This window comes from Mycobacterium sp. MS1601, assembly GCF_001984215.1.
Taxonomy (GTDB): domain Bacteria; phylum Actinomycetota; class Actinomycetes; order Mycobacteriales; family Mycobacteriaceae; genus Mycobacterium.
This window is the reverse complement of sequence record NZ_CP019420.1, coordinates 1,384,181-1,400,281: the sequence shown is the minus strand read 5'-3', so window position 1 is coordinate 1,400,281 and position 16,101 is coordinate 1,384,181. Positions and strand designations below refer to the sequence as shown.

The 16,101-nt window shown below is 66.6% G+C and carries 13 protein-coding genes; 6 read left to right on the top strand and 7 right to left on the bottom strand.

Features of this window, described 5'->3' with window-relative positions:
• Positions 1 to 35: 35 nt before the first annotated feature.
• Both BVC93_RS06790 and BVC93_RS06785 read left to right on the top strand, forming a co-directional pair.
• Entirely contained in the window at positions 36 to 2,792 is a 2,757-nt protein-coding gene (locus BVC93_RS06790; RefSeq protein WP_083736492.1) for an ATP-binding protein, read from the top strand.
• Between the two features lie 106 nt (positions 2,793 to 2,898).
• On the top strand, positions 2,899 to 3,930 hold the full coding sequence (locus BVC93_RS06785) for a zinc-binding dehydrogenase (protein ID WP_236950275.1): 1,032 nt from the start codon (positions 2,899 to 2,901) through the stop codon (positions 3,928 to 3,930).
• On the opposite strand, the gene BVC93_RS06780 is transcribed toward BVC93_RS06785, so the two are convergent.
• Positions 3,914 to 4,753: an alpha/beta fold hydrolase gene (locus BVC93_RS06780; RefSeq protein ID WP_083736491.1), complete on the bottom strand. Its 840-nt coding sequence runs from the start codon at positions 4,751 to 4,753 to the stop codon at positions 3,914 to 3,916. The genes BVC93_RS06785 and BVC93_RS06780 overlap by 17 nt on opposite strands.
• 185 nt (positions 4,754 to 4,938) lie before the next feature.
• Here BVC93_RS06780 and BVC93_RS06775 point away from each other — a divergent pair, with 185 nt between their 5' ends.
• The 3 genes from BVC93_RS06775 to BVC93_RS06765 are packed head-to-tail and all read left to right on the top strand — an operon-like array spanning position 4,939 to position 8,784.
• Positions 4,939 to 5,232 (top strand): hypothetical protein, encoded by a 294-nt coding sequence (locus tag BVC93_RS06775; protein WP_157516806.1) that lies wholly within the window; start codon positions 4,939 to 4,941, stop codon positions 5,230 to 5,232.
• 22 nt (positions 5,233 to 5,254) lie between these two features.
• Entirely contained in the window at positions 5,255 to 6,859 is a 1,605-nt protein-coding gene (locus tag BVC93_RS06770) for a S53 family peptidase (RefSeq protein WP_083736490.1), read from the top strand.
• Entirely contained in the window at positions 6,859 to 8,784 is a 1,926-nt protein-coding gene (locus tag BVC93_RS06765) for a zinc ribbon domain-containing protein (RefSeq protein ID WP_083736489.1), read from the top strand. The genes BVC93_RS06770 and BVC93_RS06765 overlap by 1 nt, the downstream gene beginning before the upstream one ends.
• 20 nt (positions 8,785 to 8,804) lie before the next feature.
• Here the strand turns inward: BVC93_RS06765 and BVC93_RS06760 are convergent, their stop codons facing one another.
• On the bottom strand, positions 8,805 to 9,737 hold the full coding sequence (locus BVC93_RS06760) for a DUF5996 family protein (RefSeq protein WP_083736488.1): 933 nt from the start codon (positions 9,735 to 9,737) through the stop codon (positions 8,805 to 8,807).
• Positions 9,738 to 9,824: 87 nt separating this feature from the next.
• Here BVC93_RS06760 and BVC93_RS06755 point away from each other — a divergent pair, with 87 nt between their 5' ends.
• Positions 9,825 to 10,403 carry a TetR/AcrR family transcriptional regulator gene (locus BVC93_RS06755; protein ID WP_083736487.1) on the top strand — a complete coding sequence of 193 codons (579 nt, stop codon included), beginning with the start codon at positions 9,825 to 9,827 and terminating at the stop codon, positions 10,401 to 10,403.
• Between the two features lie 8 nt (positions 10,404 to 10,411).
• On the opposite strand, the gene BVC93_RS06750 is transcribed toward BVC93_RS06755, so the two are convergent.
• From BVC93_RS06750 to BVC93_RS06730, 5 genes are read right to left on the bottom strand one after another with little or no spacing between them, the layout of a single operon-like run.
• Complete coding sequence (locus BVC93_RS06750) at positions 10,412 to 11,221, bottom strand: glycosyltransferase family 2 protein (protein WP_083736486.1); 810 nt, start codon at positions 11,219 to 11,221, stop codon at positions 10,412 to 10,414.
• Entirely contained in the window at positions 11,218 to 12,195 is a 978-nt protein-coding gene (locus BVC93_RS06745) for a hypothetical protein (RefSeq protein ID WP_083736485.1), read from the bottom strand. The genes BVC93_RS06750 and BVC93_RS06745 overlap by 4 nt, the downstream gene beginning before the upstream one ends.
• On the bottom strand, positions 12,192 to 13,283 hold the full coding sequence (locus BVC93_RS06740; RefSeq protein ID WP_083736484.1) for a glycosyltransferase family 4 protein: 1,092 nt from the start codon (positions 13,281 to 13,283) through the stop codon (positions 12,192 to 12,194). Before BVC93_RS06740 ends, BVC93_RS06745 begins: the two co-directional genes overlap by 4 nt.
• The gene (locus tag BVC93_RS06735; RefSeq protein WP_197687532.1) at positions 13,274 to 13,975 is read right to left on the bottom strand and encodes a glycosyltransferase; all 702 of its coding nucleotides are present in this window, start codon (positions 13,973 to 13,975) and stop codon (positions 13,274 to 13,276) included. The genes BVC93_RS06740 and BVC93_RS06735 overlap by 10 nt, the downstream gene beginning before the upstream one ends.
• Positions 13,972 to 16,026 carry a catalase gene (locus tag BVC93_RS06730; RefSeq protein ID WP_083736483.1) on the bottom strand — a complete coding sequence of 685 codons (2,055 nt, stop codon included), beginning with the start codon at positions 16,024 to 16,026 and terminating at the stop codon, positions 13,972 to 13,974. The genes BVC93_RS06735 and BVC93_RS06730 overlap by 4 nt, the downstream gene beginning before the upstream one ends.
• Positions 16,027 to 16,101 lie beyond the last annotated feature (75 nt).

Genomic DNA, 16,101 nt, shown 5'->3' with positions numbered 1-16,101 from the left:
AGGATTATCCTACTCAGGGGTGCTAGGGTCAGTCCATGACCCGGGGACACGGGCGTGTGGCGCCGTTGATCGGCCGCACCCACGAGTTCGCATCACTGACGTCGGCGGCCTCCAGCATCACCCATGAGGGCTGCGCGTTTGTCATCGAAGGTGAAGCCGGCGTCGGCAAGACGACGATGCTCGATGCCGTCGCGCAGTGGGCCGATGATGCCGGGTTCGCCGTCCTGTCGTGTGCCGGAGTGCAGTGCCAGACCAAGGTGGGTTACGCCGCCGTCCACGAACTGGTGCACCCGCTGATGAACCACGCCGAGGCGTTGCCGACCCATCAGCGCAAAGCGTTGCTGGCGGCATTCGGGATGGCGGCCTATCCGCCCCCCGATCCGTTGTCGATCGGCGTGGCGATGCTCGGCCTGATCGAAGAGGCCGCGGCACACCGGCCACTGATTCTCATCGTCGATGACGCTCAGTGGTTGGATGGCTCATCCCTGCATGTACTGACCTTCGTCGGACGCCGCTTGGCGACTGCGCCGGTGATGTTGCTGTGCGCCAACCGGCCTGGCTCCGACGGCGCACCGACACGACTGGTCGCGTTGTCGCGCTTCCCGCTCGGGCCCGTCGACGACGTGACCTCGCGTGCGCTGCTGACCGAGGCGGTGGCAGCCACGGGGGAGCCCAGCCTCGGCGAGGTGACGCAGCGTCGAATCCTCATGGCTGCCGGCGGTAATCCGCTGGCGATCGCCGAGTTGACCAAGGCGGTGGTCGCGGCGGGCGAACAGAGTGTGCTGGCCAGCACGGCGCCGTTGCCGACCACCCGTCGCCTCGAGCGGATCTTTCTCGAGCAGTTGGAGTCCTTGCCGGAAGCCAGCTGCCGGCTCCTGTCCCTGATCTCAGCAGGCGATGACGTTTCTTTGACCGAGCTGATCGATGCGGCCCAGACAATCGGGCTCAGCGAGGACGATCTGGATCCGTTGGAGCGCAGCGAGTTGATCGTCCTCGGTAACGGCGTTGTGCGCGTGCGTCATCCACTGATCCGGTCGGTTGCCTACCGGTCGTCGGCACTGTCGCAGCGATCGGCGTTCCATCGGGCTCTCGCCGAGGCGGCCACCGACCCGACGCGTGCGGTGTGGCAGCGTGCGGCGGCAGCCTATGGTCCCGACGAGACCATTGCCGCCGAGCTGGAAGCCGTGGCCGGCCATGCACAACGTCGAGGTGCCAATGACGAGGCGGCGACGGCGTTGCGGCGTGCCGCGGTGTTGACGCCCTCACCGGAACCCAGGGTGCGGCGACTGGTGGCAGCGATCCTGCCTGCCTACCGGGCGGGGTTGACGGCCGATGCCCTGGACATCCTGGACGAAGTGGAACCGCTGGCCGCCGACACCATGGATCTGTTCGAACTCGCGTTTGCCCGCTTCACCATGGGTATCAGCACGGGTGTCGCGGCGCCCAGGGTGCTGGACCTGGTGGCCTTGGCGAACCGACTCGGCGCAGAAGGCGCACGAGAGCAACAGGTTCGGCTACTCGGTGCCGCGGCTGCCCAGTGTCGGATGCACGGGATGAACGAGCAGGACCGGCATGCGGTGGCCGAGAGCCTGCACGCGCTGGCTCCGCTGGCCGACCCCGGCGTCGACATCGCGTTGGCCACCGTCGACGACACCAAGTACGCCAGCGACTTCCGGGCCCGTGCCGGTGACCTGCGTGCCCGGGTGGACGGCGACCTCACCGCCTTGATGTCCATGGGTCTGGCCGCGGAGTCGGTGTCCGATCTGGCAGTGGCGCAGGACTGTTGGGATGACGCCATCCGCGTGGCCCACGAGGTGGGAGCGCCCACCATCGAGTGCGAGGCGCTGCGCGGGGCGGCGCGGGCGCAGATCATTGCCGGACACCTTCAGGAGGCGACGATCAGCGCACAGGGTGCACTGCGTATCGCCACCGACGCCAACCTGGACGTCAGCGTCGGCGCCGCGGCCGCCCTGCTGTGCCGTATCCACGCGTGGAAGGGTGAATTGCGGTCGGCGGAGCAGGCTCTGGCTGTGGCGCGACAGCATCTGCCCAGTGACACGCCGCTGATGTGGACAGACGATCTGGCCTGGGCCGGCGGGGTGTCGGGGTTGGTGAGACGTGATCACGCCGAGGCGTTCACCGAACTCGCACAGATGACGCGCGACCGCGGCGCGCGCCGGTGGGCCATCGCGGATCTGGCCGAGGCCGCGGCCGGGACCGGGCGCGGCGACACGATAGGTCACCTCATCGAGGAGATTGCCTCGCAGGCGGCGACACTGGGTTCGGAACACATCACGATGCTGGTGCACCGAGGCCGGGCGCTGGTGTCGAATGACCCCCGCGAGACCGAGCACCATTTCCGTGCTGCGCTCCAGTGCGGGGCGGCGGCAGACGCGCCACTGGAGTACGCGCGTACCCAACTGTGTTTCGGGGAGTGGTTACGGCGCCGGCGTCGCATCGTCGACGCCCGTGCTCAGTTGTCCCCGGCTCTGCGGACATTCGAGGCCCGAGGAGCCCTGCCCTTCGCCGAGCGCACCCGTGCCGAACTGCGTGCGGCCGGAGTGCAGCTAGCGGGTCAGTCCGCTGTCGACGATCGTGGAGCAGAGTTGACGCCGCAGGAACTGCAGATAGCCCGGATGGCCGCGCAAGGGCTGAGCAACCGCCAGATCGCCGACCGGATATACGTATCCCACCGGACTGTGGCGGCGCACCTGTACAAGATCTTCCCCAAGCTGGGTATCACCAGCCGCAACCAATTGCGGGATGTGCTGGGGGCGCCGGTCCGGGCATAGGTCACGTGACTGAGATGGACCCGGGGGACGCGCGGTGATGCCCGGCTCCGCAAGACTGGTCAGGATGCCGATACCGCGGTGACCCATCAGCTGGTGTCGTGATGGCGTGAGCACATATCGGGCCTATCAGGTCACCGGGCAGCGGAACTTCGAGATGGTGGAGTTGGACGTCTGCGACCCTGCAGACGGCCAGGTGCGTATCCGCACCCTGGCGTGCGGCGTCTGCCACAGCGATGTGCTGGCCGTCGAGGGACAACGGGAGGATCCGACGCAGCCGATGGTCCCCGGCCACGAAGTGGTCGGGACCATCGATGCGGTAGGGCCTGGTGTCGACGGGCGCTGGCAGGTGGGCGACCGCGTCGGGTTGGGTTTCCTGGGAGGCCAGTGCGGGCAGTGCGAGTTCTGCCGCTACGGCGATTTCGTGAACTGCACGGATCAGCCCCTGCCGGGCACCACGGTCGACGGCGGTTACGCCGAGATGGTGTACGCCAGGGCGTCCGGATTGGTGCGGGTCCCCGACGGCTTCGACGCGCTGACCGCCGCGCCGCTCTTGTGTGCCGGAGTGACGGTGTTCAACGCGTTGCGTACCGGGCAGGCGCCGCTGAACACCCTGGTGGCGGTGCAGGGGATCGGTGGGCTGGGGCACCTCGGGGTCCACTACGCCAAGGCGATGGGTTACCGCGTCGCCGCTATCGCCCGCGGCACCGAGAAGGCCGCGCTGGCGCGCAGTCTGGGCGCCGATCACTACATCGACAGTTCGGTCGAGGACACCGCCCAGGCTCTGCGTGACCTCGGTGGGGCCACCGCGGTGGTCGCCACCGCGGCCAACGGATCGTCCATGGCGGGGCTGGTCGCAGGGCTGCGTCCGCGCGGCAGGCTGGTGGTGGTGGGCGCCTCGCCCGAGCCGATTCCCGTGCAGAGTTCGGATCTGATCTTCGGTGGTCGCAGCGTGGTGGGGAGCCTGACCGGATCGGCCATCGAGAACGAGGACAACCTGGATTTTGCGCTCACCCATCAGATCGCACCGATGATCGAGCCGCTCCCGTTCGCCGACGCGCCGGCCGCCTATGAGCGCATGATGTCGGGCCGCGCGCGTTTCCGGGTGGTCCTCGACTTCGCGGCTACAACAGGAAGGTGAGAACCTCCGCGGTGAAATCGTCGATGTGCTGGAACAGGAAGCCGTGACCTGCGTCGCTGTAGAGGATCGCCTTGGCGTCGGGTAGACGGCCGGCCATCGCGTAGGTGGCGTAGGCGTCGATCATGCGGTCATGTGCGCCGTTGGCCACCAGGACCGGAATCCGCACCTCGCCCAAGCGATCCCACACGCTCGAGCCGGTCGACGCGATGACGGCCAGCTGCGCCTGCATGGTCTCCGGCGACACCGGAGCGTGATCGTCGGCTTGGGTGCGGGAGGCCAGTCGGCTCAGCGACTTCACTCCGAGTGCGTGCCCGTCGCCGTCCTCCGGGAAGAAGAGGTACAGGAAATCGTCGTCGTCGTTGACCGGTTTGGTGGCCACCTGCCAGACCGTGGGATCCGGTTGCGGCATACCGGGAACACCACCGCCGGGAGAACTGCCTGCGATCACCAGTCGGCGCACCAGGTCGGGACGTTGCAGGGTGGCCGCCTGGACCACGATGCCGCCGAGCGACCATCCCAGCAGGTCGATTTCGGAAAGACCCAGTGCGTCGACAAATTCGACGAGACCGCCCGCGAGTGCATCCATCGTGGTCGGTGCGGTGCCAGTGGTTTTGCTGTGGCCGATGTTGTCGAAGATGATCACGTCGCGCTCGGAGGCCAACTCGTCGAGGAACGCAGGATCCCAGTGGTCCATCGTTCCGCGGAAGCGCAAGGCGAGCACAAGCGGGACGTCCGAGTGTGCGCCGAACCGGCGGTAGGCGAAGCGTGCGCTCGGCCCGTCGACGAACCGGGTCTGGGCTTCTGCTGAGGGGGATGACAACATGACTGTCGATCTTCGGCGCGGGCCTCAGCGGCCGTCCATAAGCAGGTTGACTGTCGTCGCGCTCGAACGTCACGCTCTGCCTTGACGCGAGACGGACCGACTCGTAACGTACTTGTGGTGCCCCGCTTCGGGTCTGCGGTCCAGCACGCCGCTTTTACCTGTGCCTTGCCGAAGGAGAATCCAGCATGTCGAAGACCGACCTCGAGCGGCCACTGAATCGTCCGGGTCGCCGCCTTGCGGCGGCTATCGGTGGGGGTGCGATCCTCGCGATGATCGGCTTCACCGCGGCGTGCAGCAGTGAGAGCAGCACCCCAGAGGAGTCGACCACCACCACCACCACGACCACGACCACGACGACCACGTCGGAGCCGACGGTAAGCCCCACGGAGAACATGCCCAACCCGAACGTCTCGGGTGTCTTCACGCCGCCGGTGGTGGCGCCGCAGCCGACGCTGCAGCATCCCTCTCCCGGCGACTAATCCACTGGTGAGGGGCAAGGCGATGAGGACGGCGCCCTTTCGCTCGTTGATCGCCTTGGTCCTCGTTGGTGCGGGGCTCGCGGCCATCGGTCTGTCCGTGGGCGAGCCCCGCACCGACGGCCAGCTGATCGGGGGTCCCTACGCCTCGTTGCTGGAGGCGTCCACCGACCTGGGGCCGGCGCGTGAAGAGAGCATCGAGTTCACCGCCGCACTGACCCATGCGTCCGAGCCCACGAGGCTGATGGATTGGGCGAAAGGCCAATCCCTGTCGGTTCGGTGGCGCCCCGGTGACGATTGGGCGGTGGTCGAGGGGCCACCGGTCGCCGTGGAACGGGCCTTCGGTGTATCCGTGCGGGATTACCGCGGGCGGCGAGGCCAGCTCTTCTACGCCTCACCCCATCAGCCGGTGGTGCCCGAGCACCTTCGTGCCGAGGTGTTCGAGCTGGGCCGAATCCTCAGTTACACACCGCGCCAGATGATGCGGCCCGATGTCTTCCCTCGTGCAGTACCCGACGGCGGATTGTCACCGGAGGGGCTGTTGCGCGCCTACAACGGCGACGATCTGGCTCGCGGTGGCTTCACCGGCAAGGGGATCACCGTGGTGATCTTCGCGTTCGACGGATTCCGCCAATCCGACCTGGATGCCTTCACCACCATGTTCGCGTTGCCGCCCTTGGTACCTGAGGTCGTCGGCGGGGTGCCCGACGAAATCCGCAGCGAGCTGTCTATGGATCTTCAACTGGTCCATGCCATTGCACCCGATGCCCGCAAGGTCGTGGTGAATGCCAATCCCACCGTCGAGGACGGTGGGGGCTACCGCAAGATCGGTGAGATGCTCGAGGACACCGATCGCCGATACCCCGGTGCGGTGTGGAGCTTCTCCATCGGCTGGGGGTGCGACAAGTTGCTGACTGCTGCCGATCTGGCTCCCGTCCGCTCGGCAGTGCGTGCCGCCCAGGCGAAGGGCACCACCGCCTTCAGCGCCAGCGGCGACCTGGCCGGCATGGAATGCCGTGGTGGTCAGGACTGGTCGTCTCCTCCGGGCGAGCAGGACGCCGGCCTCGGATCCGTGGCATCGATTCCGGAAATGACCAGTGTCGGCGGCACCACGTTGTCCACCGACGCCGCCGGGCAATGGGTGTCGGAGCAGACCTGGTTCGACGTGCCGCTGTCCCAGGGCACCAGCGGTGGTCTCTCGGCGCTGTTCGACTTGCCGCCTTGGCAACGTGTTGCCGCGGAAGCCGTGCCACCGGAGCGCAATACCGGCAAACGTATGACTCCGGATATCTCGGCGGTGGCAGACCCGTTCACCGGCATGAAAATCGTGCTCGACGGTCAAGTGCTCGTCGGTGGTGGCACCTCACAGTCCGCACCGATCTGGGCAGGGTTGACCGCCCTGATGGACCAGTTTCTGCTGGAGAACGGTGGCTATCTGATCGGCGACATCAACCCGCTGCTCTATCTCATCGCCCAGGGTGCGCCGCGACCCGCCTACCGCGATATCACGTTGGGAGGCAACGCCGTCGACAGCGCCGGCCCCGGCTATGACCTGGTGACCGGACTCGGGACCCCGGATGTCGACAATCTGGTCCGCAACATCGCGATTGCGCAGAGGGTGCAGGCTTGATGAGTGCCCCGGGCATGATGGAATGCCAGGTCTGCCAGATGGATGTCCCGGCGGGCGAGTTCTGCGGTCAGTGCGGCGTGCCGCTGGCTGAGCACCACGGCGGGGACGGCCCGCACTGGTTGCGCGCACGCGCCTTCAGCGCCGCTTCCGGGCAGCGACTGCTCACCCCGTCGTTGACGAGTTCACTGTTCCCGCACCTGACACCGCGAGCCCGCAGGGTGTTCCTGATGGGCCTCGGATTGCTGGCGGCCGCCCTGACTGTCGTGACCGTCCTGCGGATGCCCGCGGCGCTGATCGCCGTGGCGTCGCTGGGCCTGCCGCTGCTGTTTGTCTTGTACCTCCGGGAATCCGGGGTATCCCAGGACATTCCGCGCAGCACGTTGGTGCTGACGACCTCGTCGGGGATTCTGCTTGGCGTCGGGTGGGCGGTGCTGACCGGGGCCGCTGTGGCCCGCGCGTATGGAGTGCCACTGGGTGCGGGCATCGCGGGCGAACGGATTCTGCGTGACGGGATCGGGGTGCCGGTGGGCAGCATGCTGCTGATGTTGGTTCCGGCCCTGGCAGCGCGGTTCACCTGGCGAGGCGGTAACCGGGAGTCGTTGGACGGCTACGCCATCGGCGCGCTGGGCGCCCTGACCTTCACCGCGGCCGCCACGCTGACCCGGCTGGCACCGCAATTCACCACCGGCCTGGTCAACCGCGTGCGCCCGCTGGACGGTCTCCTGGTCGAGGCCGGGATCCGTGGGATCGCGATGCCGCTGACCGCCGCCGCCGTCGGAGGCCTCATCGGCACGGCGCTCTGGTTCACCCGACCGCCGACCAAACAGCACCAACATCGCGGATTCGTCCGGGGTGTGCTCGTGTTGGTCGCGATCGTGGTGATCGTGATCTACGCATCGCTGGGCGTGATCGACGTCGCCCACCTGCCTCAGTTCTGGCAACTGGCAGTGCACCTGTCACTCACCGCGCTGGCGCTGTTCGCACTGCGGATAGGGTTGCATCTGGCGCTGCTGCACGAAGCACAGGACGAAATCCGCATCGACGAGCCCATCCTGTGCATCGAGTGCAACCACGTGGTGCCCGATGCGCCGTTCTGCGCCAACTGCGGCGCGGCCATGCGGGCGTGTTCACGGGAGTCTCGCCGATCCCGGCGCGACGAACGCCCGATCCAGATCTCCCAGGAACCTCCGACCGGTCACATCAAAGTTGGTCTGGTGCCCGGTTACTCGATCCATTCCGGCACCTTCGAGTCGGCTCCCACGACGACGACGACGCAGTTCCGCACCGTGGCGCTGGTGATCGGGGTTGCGATTGTCGTGGTCGCCGGCGGGTTGGTGGGGGTGTCCGGCCTGATCTCCCGTCCGGCCCCCAAGTACATCTGCCCGCCGGAATGCGGCAGCCCGCCGATGAGCCGCGCGGTGGAGGTCAATCCCCGGTTCACCTCCCTCGACGGAGGATTCTCGGTGTCCTACCCGGCGGCGGGATCTGCCTATGCCGTCACCCAGCATGACGACGGCGTCACCGCGGTGCTGCAGGCCGGTGACGGCGGCACCATGCAACTGGTCAGCCGCCCTGCGGGCGGACGCACCGCGCGGGAGGTCGCTTACGATCTGTTGAACCAGACTTACCCGGACAACAAGATTGCCTACGAGATACCGAACACCATGGTCGGCTATCAACCCGGGTACGGGCTGGCTGCCGATGTCTGGCCTCAGGGCGCGATGAGCAGTTCCACTCGGATGCGCATCATCGTGATGGTGGCGGTCAAGAACGACCTGGCGTTGGTAGCGGGCGCGGTGGGGCCGTACCGCGCCTTCGGACCGGACTTCGGTTCCGGTAAACCGTCGGGCGCCAATCTTCAACTGGCACTTGACATGGGCAAGTACGTCAACAGCTTCAGCTGGCGCGGTGACCCGCCGCGGTAGGGTTTTCTCGGTGGCCCGATTCAGGCCGTCTTCCACCGGTTGGGGTTGATGTCCAGTGCAGCACGGTCCCAGTTCGCCAGATCGGCAGCCGCACTGTAGGTGAACTCGAGGAAGTCCATCACGCACTGATCCGGATCTGCTGCTGCGCGGGCAGTTTCGTACGGTAGTAGGAACTGCCGAAATTCGGGGTGGTAGAACACGCCGTCGGGGCGGCCGGGGAAGTCGGCGAACCCCTCCGGCTCGGGATAGGCATACGAGTAGAACGCGCCCTCGTCGCCGCCGCCGGGCCAGAATCCGCAACTGCTCAGTTCGTGGGAGTAGGCCTCGACCATCACCCAGTCACCGCAGTTCGGCGTTCCGCCGGGATGGCGGGGCGCGGGGCGGCCAGAGAAGCGGGTGCACGCCATGTCGAAGGAACCCCAGAAGAAGTGCACCGGACTGACTTTGCCGGCGAACCCGGAACGGAATCGTCCGATCACCCGGTCAGCCTGCACCAGCTGCTGCCAGAAGGTATGGGCGGCGGCAGGATCGTAACCCAGGTGCGGATCCTCGGCGAACGGGACGGCGGGGTCGACTTCGTTGGGCTGCTTGGTGATTCGCGTCGAGATGCCCAGGCGGTCGAGTAGCGCGAACGTGTCGTCGTGAAATTGCGCAACGGATCGCTCGCGCAGATCCAGGCGCCCGGAGCCGCCGTCGCTGACCCGCACCGCCAGCACATGGTCGATGAAGTCGAACTCCATGTCGAAAAGCCGTGTGTCCACGGGGATGGCCGACGTCGTCAAGCCTCGCGGGGAGACATACAGCGGCGCTTGCCACCAATGATTGACCAGCGGCGCGTGTGCCAGTCGCACCTTGCCGACGATCTGGGTCCACATGTGCAGTGTTCGGCGAGTCGATTCCCACTCGTCAACGCGCAATGACGGCCATCCGCGGTCCACCGGAGAACTGGTCATCACAATTACGATACGAATCGGTCCGTCTCGCGTCAAGACGGACCGGATCGTTTTGAATGTCGCACGGTTTCTCTTAGGGTTTTTGTCATGTCTGCCAACCCTCCAGACCCCGGGAGGCGCAATGAGCAGTCGCGGCGAGCCATTCTCGACGCGTGCATTTCGCTGATCGGTGAGGCCGGCTACGAGAACGTGTCGATCGAGGCGATCGCACGGCGGGCGTGTGTGGGCAAGCAGACGATCTACCGGTGGTGGCCCTCCAAAGGCGCAGTGATCCTCGAGGCCGCGACCCAGAGCCTCGACATTGTGGTCGCCTTCCCCGACACCGGCGATCTCGTCGCCGACCTGCGAGCCCAGATGACCGAGATCCTGGAGGTCGTCACCACCACCGGGTTCGGCCCGGCCTATCAAGGGCTGATCGCCGCCTGCCAGTCCGACGCCGATCTGATGCAGGCCGTCTTCGACCAGATCATCGAACCCAGTATCAACCAGTTCAGTGCCCGGGTGGAGCTGGCTCAGGCCCGGGGTGAAATACGTGCCGACGCCGATGTGACGACACTGCGTGACGTGCTCTACGGGTTCATCGAGTACCGGTTGTTGCACGGCATGTCGCTGGAACCGGAGCACATCGACGCTTGCCTGCAGATCGCGTTCTACGGAGTGCGCTGACTGCTGACCTACCGTGCGATGATCTGATCCCCGTCGCGCACCAGCAGGCCGTCGCGTTCGAAGCAGTCCAGCCACCCCGCCATGGGCCACCGGCCCCAACGCCGCCGGAACACAGCGGAATTGGCCACGATGTCGTGAAGGTGCTCGACCGGTGGATTCGACACCGGGTGGTATTGGTGATAGGCGTGGCCGCCGCCCATCCACGTCAGCGGGACGCCGGCGGCTTGCGCCATGGCGGCAAAGTCGGTGTCCTCACCGCCGTAACCGGTGTACTCCTCACAGAATCCACCGAGCCGGGTCCATGTCTGCGAGGAGACTGCGAAGCTCAGCGACCAGAACAGGTCGTAGTCGGTGCCCGCCATCAGTTCACCCGGTGCGGGTAACGGGCGCGCGGGGTGCGGGTCCGTCAATTCCTCGATGCTGTCGAGGGCGTAACCGCCGGGGGACGGCGCCAGATAGGTGACCGGGCCGCACAGCAAGGTGTTCCCGCCGGCGCGGCGGTGGGCCTCGAGATAGTCGTCGACCAGAGATGACGACGGAATACAGTCGACGTCAAGGAAGATCAACACCTCCGCGCCGCCGTCGAGAGCGTGGTGTGCTCCTCTGTTGCGCGCCCGCGCGATGGCCAAAGCATCTGTCTTCGAGTCACATTCGACGACAGTGCTCCCTGGGTGGGCCACACTGCGAATATGCGGATCATCGAGGGCGACGATCAGGCGCGTGTCAGGCTTGCCGTGCATGCGAGACAGTCCGGCTTCCTGGCAGGCCAGATGGGCGTGGCGGCCGTGGGCCACGGTGATCACCGCGCTCCTGGTCATGCCGCGAGTACCCGTGCCGCACGGGCGGCGGCTCCCACGACTCGGACCTTGTGCCAGCTGTCCGGATCGAGATCGAGTGTCACATCGAGCAGTCCGGGCCAAGCATGCGGCACCGGCCAGTGATCGACGGAGACCACCACGCCGGCGCGCGCCAGCGCGGACGCCGACGCGTGCTGTTCGCCGAACGGCCGGTGTTGAGGCAACACCATGGTGGCGGCACCGGACATCGCCGCATCAGCCAATGCATTCTGGCCTGCGTGCGTCACGATCACCGCTGCCGAACGCAGTATGGCCCAGGGATCGTCGATCCATGCCCTACCGCCGAGACCCACCCACCGGTACCGCGGCAGTGCGACCTGCAATTGCTCGACGGCATCGGCCGGGACGTCGGCGCCGCCGGCGCCGATCAACAGGACGGCGTCGGCGCCGTCGGTGTTTCGCCGGCCGGGTGCTTGGCCGTCGAACCTGCTGATGGCTCCCACAAAGTGGGTGCGCTCGGCATGATCGGCCAGCCACCGCGGCTGATACACCTCGTCGGACCACGGCGCGATGATCTGATCGGCGAGGCCGTACGCCAGTTGATGCGGGGCATCCGCGCGATTTCCCGGCATCGCCATGATCGTGACCGGAACACCTGCCGTCCTTGCCAGCACCGCGATTTCGACCGAGACGTCGACGACGAGACGCCGTACCCGAGCCTGCGTGAGGGTGCTCAGCAGTTCGGCGGACCGTCGGATCAGTCCGTCGACGCGAAGAGGCGCCCAGTGCAGGTGACCACGAGCATCGGGGTCACTGGCGTCATCCTCTGCGGCAGGGCCATCCATGGGCAGGCGAACCCAGCGATCGCGCGGGCGGATTCCCGCCGGGCGCGGCAGCGACGACATGAACACGATGTCCTCGTCGACGTGCATGCTGATGGCCAACGCGCGGGTGACGTGCCCGCGCCCGTGATGATGCACGTAGTAGCCGATCACGCTCGAAGCCGCTCCACCAGTGCCGCGGTGGGATGGGCTCCGAGTGCGAACAGCAACTGTTCGTAGTCCGCGACCATCCGGTTCAACGAGAAATCGCGTCGCGCACGCTGGGCGATCACGTCACGGTTGTTCGACACCACGGCCTCGACAGCCTCGGCGAGCCCGCCGATACCATCGCCCGCCGTCGGCACGAGTCGGCCACCCACACCGTCGACCACTTCGGGCAGTCCGCCGCGACGTATGCCGACCACCGGTGTTCCGCACATCTGCGATTCCACCGCGACGAGACAGAACGGCTCTTCCCATCGTGGTGTCACCAAGGTGGCCGCACTACTGGCGTACAGCGACGCCAGCTCGACACCACCGAGTGCGCCCACATAGGTCACCCGGGCACCGAGCGCAGGCCGGATGACCGCATCGAACCAGGCGGGATCGCTGACCGGCCCGGCGATGCGCAGCTGCCGCCCGGTCCGGGCGGCGATCCGGATGGCCAGGTCCGCACCCTTCTCCGGAGTCAGCCGTCCCACCCAGGCCAAGGCCGTGCCACCGCGGCCGACGGGAAACCGGTCCGGGTCGACGCCGTTGTGGATCACCCTGGCCGGGGCGACACCGGCCCACTGGCGGCGCACCGCCTCGCTGACCGCGACGAACTGAGCATGCTCGCCGGAGAGCCATGCGCCCAGCTCCAGCCAGGCAAAGGGAGGTGTGTGCAGGGTGGTCACCATCGGCACGTCGAGCAGGGGACTCATCGCCAGGGGCAGTTGGTGCAGGCTCTCGTTCAGCACCGCGTCGAAATCGTTGCGGCGAAGGATCTCTCGGAGAGCGGACACATAAAATGTCTGGTCGTGCAGAAAGCTGGGTTCGGGCAGCGTGGGATCGCCCGAGGTGATCTCGGACAACGGAGGAAGTTCGGGCATCAGGTGAACACATTCGGCCACCGAGGTGTCGGTGCCGGTGCGCGCATACAGTTCGACGTGGTGCCCGCGCCGACTCAGGCCGCGGGCCAGGTCTGCGGTGAAGCGCTCCTGTCCGCCCTGGTAGGGCTCACCGACGGGGTGGCGCGACGGCCCGAGAATCGCTACACGCACGTGGAATCCCGGGCCAGATCGGCGACATAGCTGGCGAATCCACCATCGACACGCGAGTGTGTACGCCCCGATGTGGTCACGGTGGTGCGGTGGGTGGCGACCCATCGCGGCGTCACCGCCCTCACCCTGCGCACCAGGTCCCGGTCCTCGTGCACGGTGAGATCGGCAAATCCGCCGGCGGCGGCGTAGACGCTGGCTCGCAGACCGAGATTTGCGCCGTGGACATGGCCGTGCCCTTCTGTCAGACAGTGCTTCTCGCGCCACAGTCGATGGATCTCCGGCTCGAGTCCGGCCGGGGTGACGGTGCCGATGACGGCATCGGCACCGTTGTCGGCGAGCTGGAGTTGCGTCAACAGCCAGGTGTCGGGCACCAGGGTGTCGGCATCGGTGTTGGCGAGCCAGAGCGAGTCGGTGTGGATGTCTGCTCGTATCAGCGCGTCTGCGATGCCGGCTCGGCGGGCTGCGCCAACGGAGCCGAATTCACCGGCAACGCTGTGTATTTCGAGCTGTCTGACGATCTCTGCTGTGCTGTCGGCGCATGAATCGAGCACCACCGTCACACCGGTCGAGACGGTGGGGTGCAAACTTCGCAACAGGTGAGTCGCCGCCCGGATGGACGACAGGCAGCCCTGGACGTGCTCTTCCTCGTCGCGCGCCGGTACCACCACTTCGACATGTCGCAGCGACGTCACTGCGAAGCCATCACCACAGGGGACCGGTCCCAGACCCGATGCAAGCCCAGCGCGGTGATCAGCCGTCCGGTGAAAGCCTTGTCCACCGAGCCGGCTGTGATGACACCGGGTGCATCCGCGGCAATGCCGGCCGCCTCCAGCACCGCCACGGCGTCGCCCCACGCCGCGATCGGTTTGCAATGTCGAAAAGCCTCCTGCAGCAAGAGGTTCAACTTGACGTCTCCCGCAGTGGTGCCCGACGCCACGACAACGGCATCGAATTCGACGGACCGCACGGTCAGGTAGGTGCGTTCGACGGTTTCGCTGCGCCGACCCGACTTCAGTACGCCACCGTGAGGGGCCGTCAACAGCGGTACCACCGCCTGCGCCTGCGCGGCCTTCATCAGCTTTGCGACGCCGGCGAGGTCGGCGCCCGCGTCGGCGACGATGGCCACCTGGCGCCCGGTCACCGGACCCGGCTGCCGATACACCTGGGACAACGCGGGTGACAGCGGAACATCCTGCGGAGGGCTGCCTTTCGGGGCAGACAGGCCCAAACCGGCGGCCACCTGCACACACAGATCCGCGTCCACGTTGGCCAGGACACCGAGGGTGCGTTCTTTGATCGCCTGCTCGTAGCACTTGCCGAGCTCGAAGGTGAAGGCCTCGACGATGTGCAACTTCTCGACGTCGGACAGGCTGCGGTAGAACATCGCCGGCTGAGTGAAGTGATCGTCGAACGACGTCGGTTGTGCGCGCTCGGCGGCACCCTCGATTCGGCGCGGTGTCGGGACAAACCCGCCGTCATCGGCGCCCACCACGTCAGGTTCGCCGCCGTCGATGCTGTTCGGTCGGTACGGTGCCACACCGGTGTGAATCAGGCTCTGGTGCATGCCGTCGCGCAGCATGTCGTTGACCGGGCACCGCGGCTGGTTGATCGGCAGCTGGGTGAAGTTCGGGCCGCCCAGCCTGGTCAACTGTGTGTCCAGATAGGAGAACAGGCGGGCTTGCATCAGTGGGTCATTGGTCGGTTCGATACCGGGAACGAAGTTGCCGGTATGGAATGCCACCTGTTCGGTCTCGGCGAAGTAGTTGGTGGGGTTGCGATTGAGCGTCAGCTTGCCGAGCATCTCCACGGGTGCCAGTTCCTCGGGGACCAGCTTGGTCGGATCCAACAGGTCGATGCCTTCGAACGAGTCGGTGCCGTCGTCGGGCATCACCTGGATGCCGAGCTCGTACTCGAACGCGGCGCCGGCCTCGATTCCGTCGGCCATGTCGCGCCGGTGAAAGTCCGGGTCGCACCCCGCCGCGATCTGTGCTTCCTCCCAGACCAGGGAGTGCACACCGGCCACGGGCTTCCAGTGGAACTTCGCCAGGACTGTCCTACCTCTCCGGTTGGAGAGCCGGAACGTGTGGACGCCGAACCCCTCCATGGTGCGGTAGGAGCGCGGGATACCTCGGTCGCTCATGTTCCACAGCACGTGATGTGTGGCTTCGGTGTGTAAGGAGACGAAGTCCCAGAAGGTGTCGTGCGCCGATTGAGCCTGGGGGATCTCCCGATCGGGATGAGGTTTTGCCGCATGGATGACGTCGGGGAACTTGATCCCGTCCTGGATGAAGAAGACCGGGATGTTGTTGCCGACCAGGTCGAAGTTGCCTTCTGCGGTGTAGAACTTCACGGCGAAGCCCCGGGTGTCCCGCACGGTGTCGGCCGAACCGCGTGACCCCAGTACCGTCGAAAAGCGGCAGAACACATCGGTTTTGGTGCCCTTGCGACCGAGGAAGCCCGCCCGTGTGTAGGGGGTGGCGGTTCCGTAGGACTCGAAGACCCCGTGCGCGGCGGCGCCACGGGCATGCACCACCCGTTCTGGAATGCGCTCGTGATCGAAGTGGGTGATCTTTTCCCGCAGGTGGAAATCCTCGAGCAGCGACGGCCCTCGCGGGCCGGCTTTCAGTGAGTGGTCGGTGTCAGGTAGTCGTAGACCTTGTGCGGTGGTCAGCGCAGTACCGCGTTGAGTTCGCTGATCGTTGTCGGTGGGGGTCGCTTGATCGGGTTTGCGTGCAGGAGGCATTGCCAACTCTCAAAAAGGGTGAAGCCGGGCACCCGCGGGGCTGGCGTGGTGTTTCCCAGTAGGCGGTCTGTACCC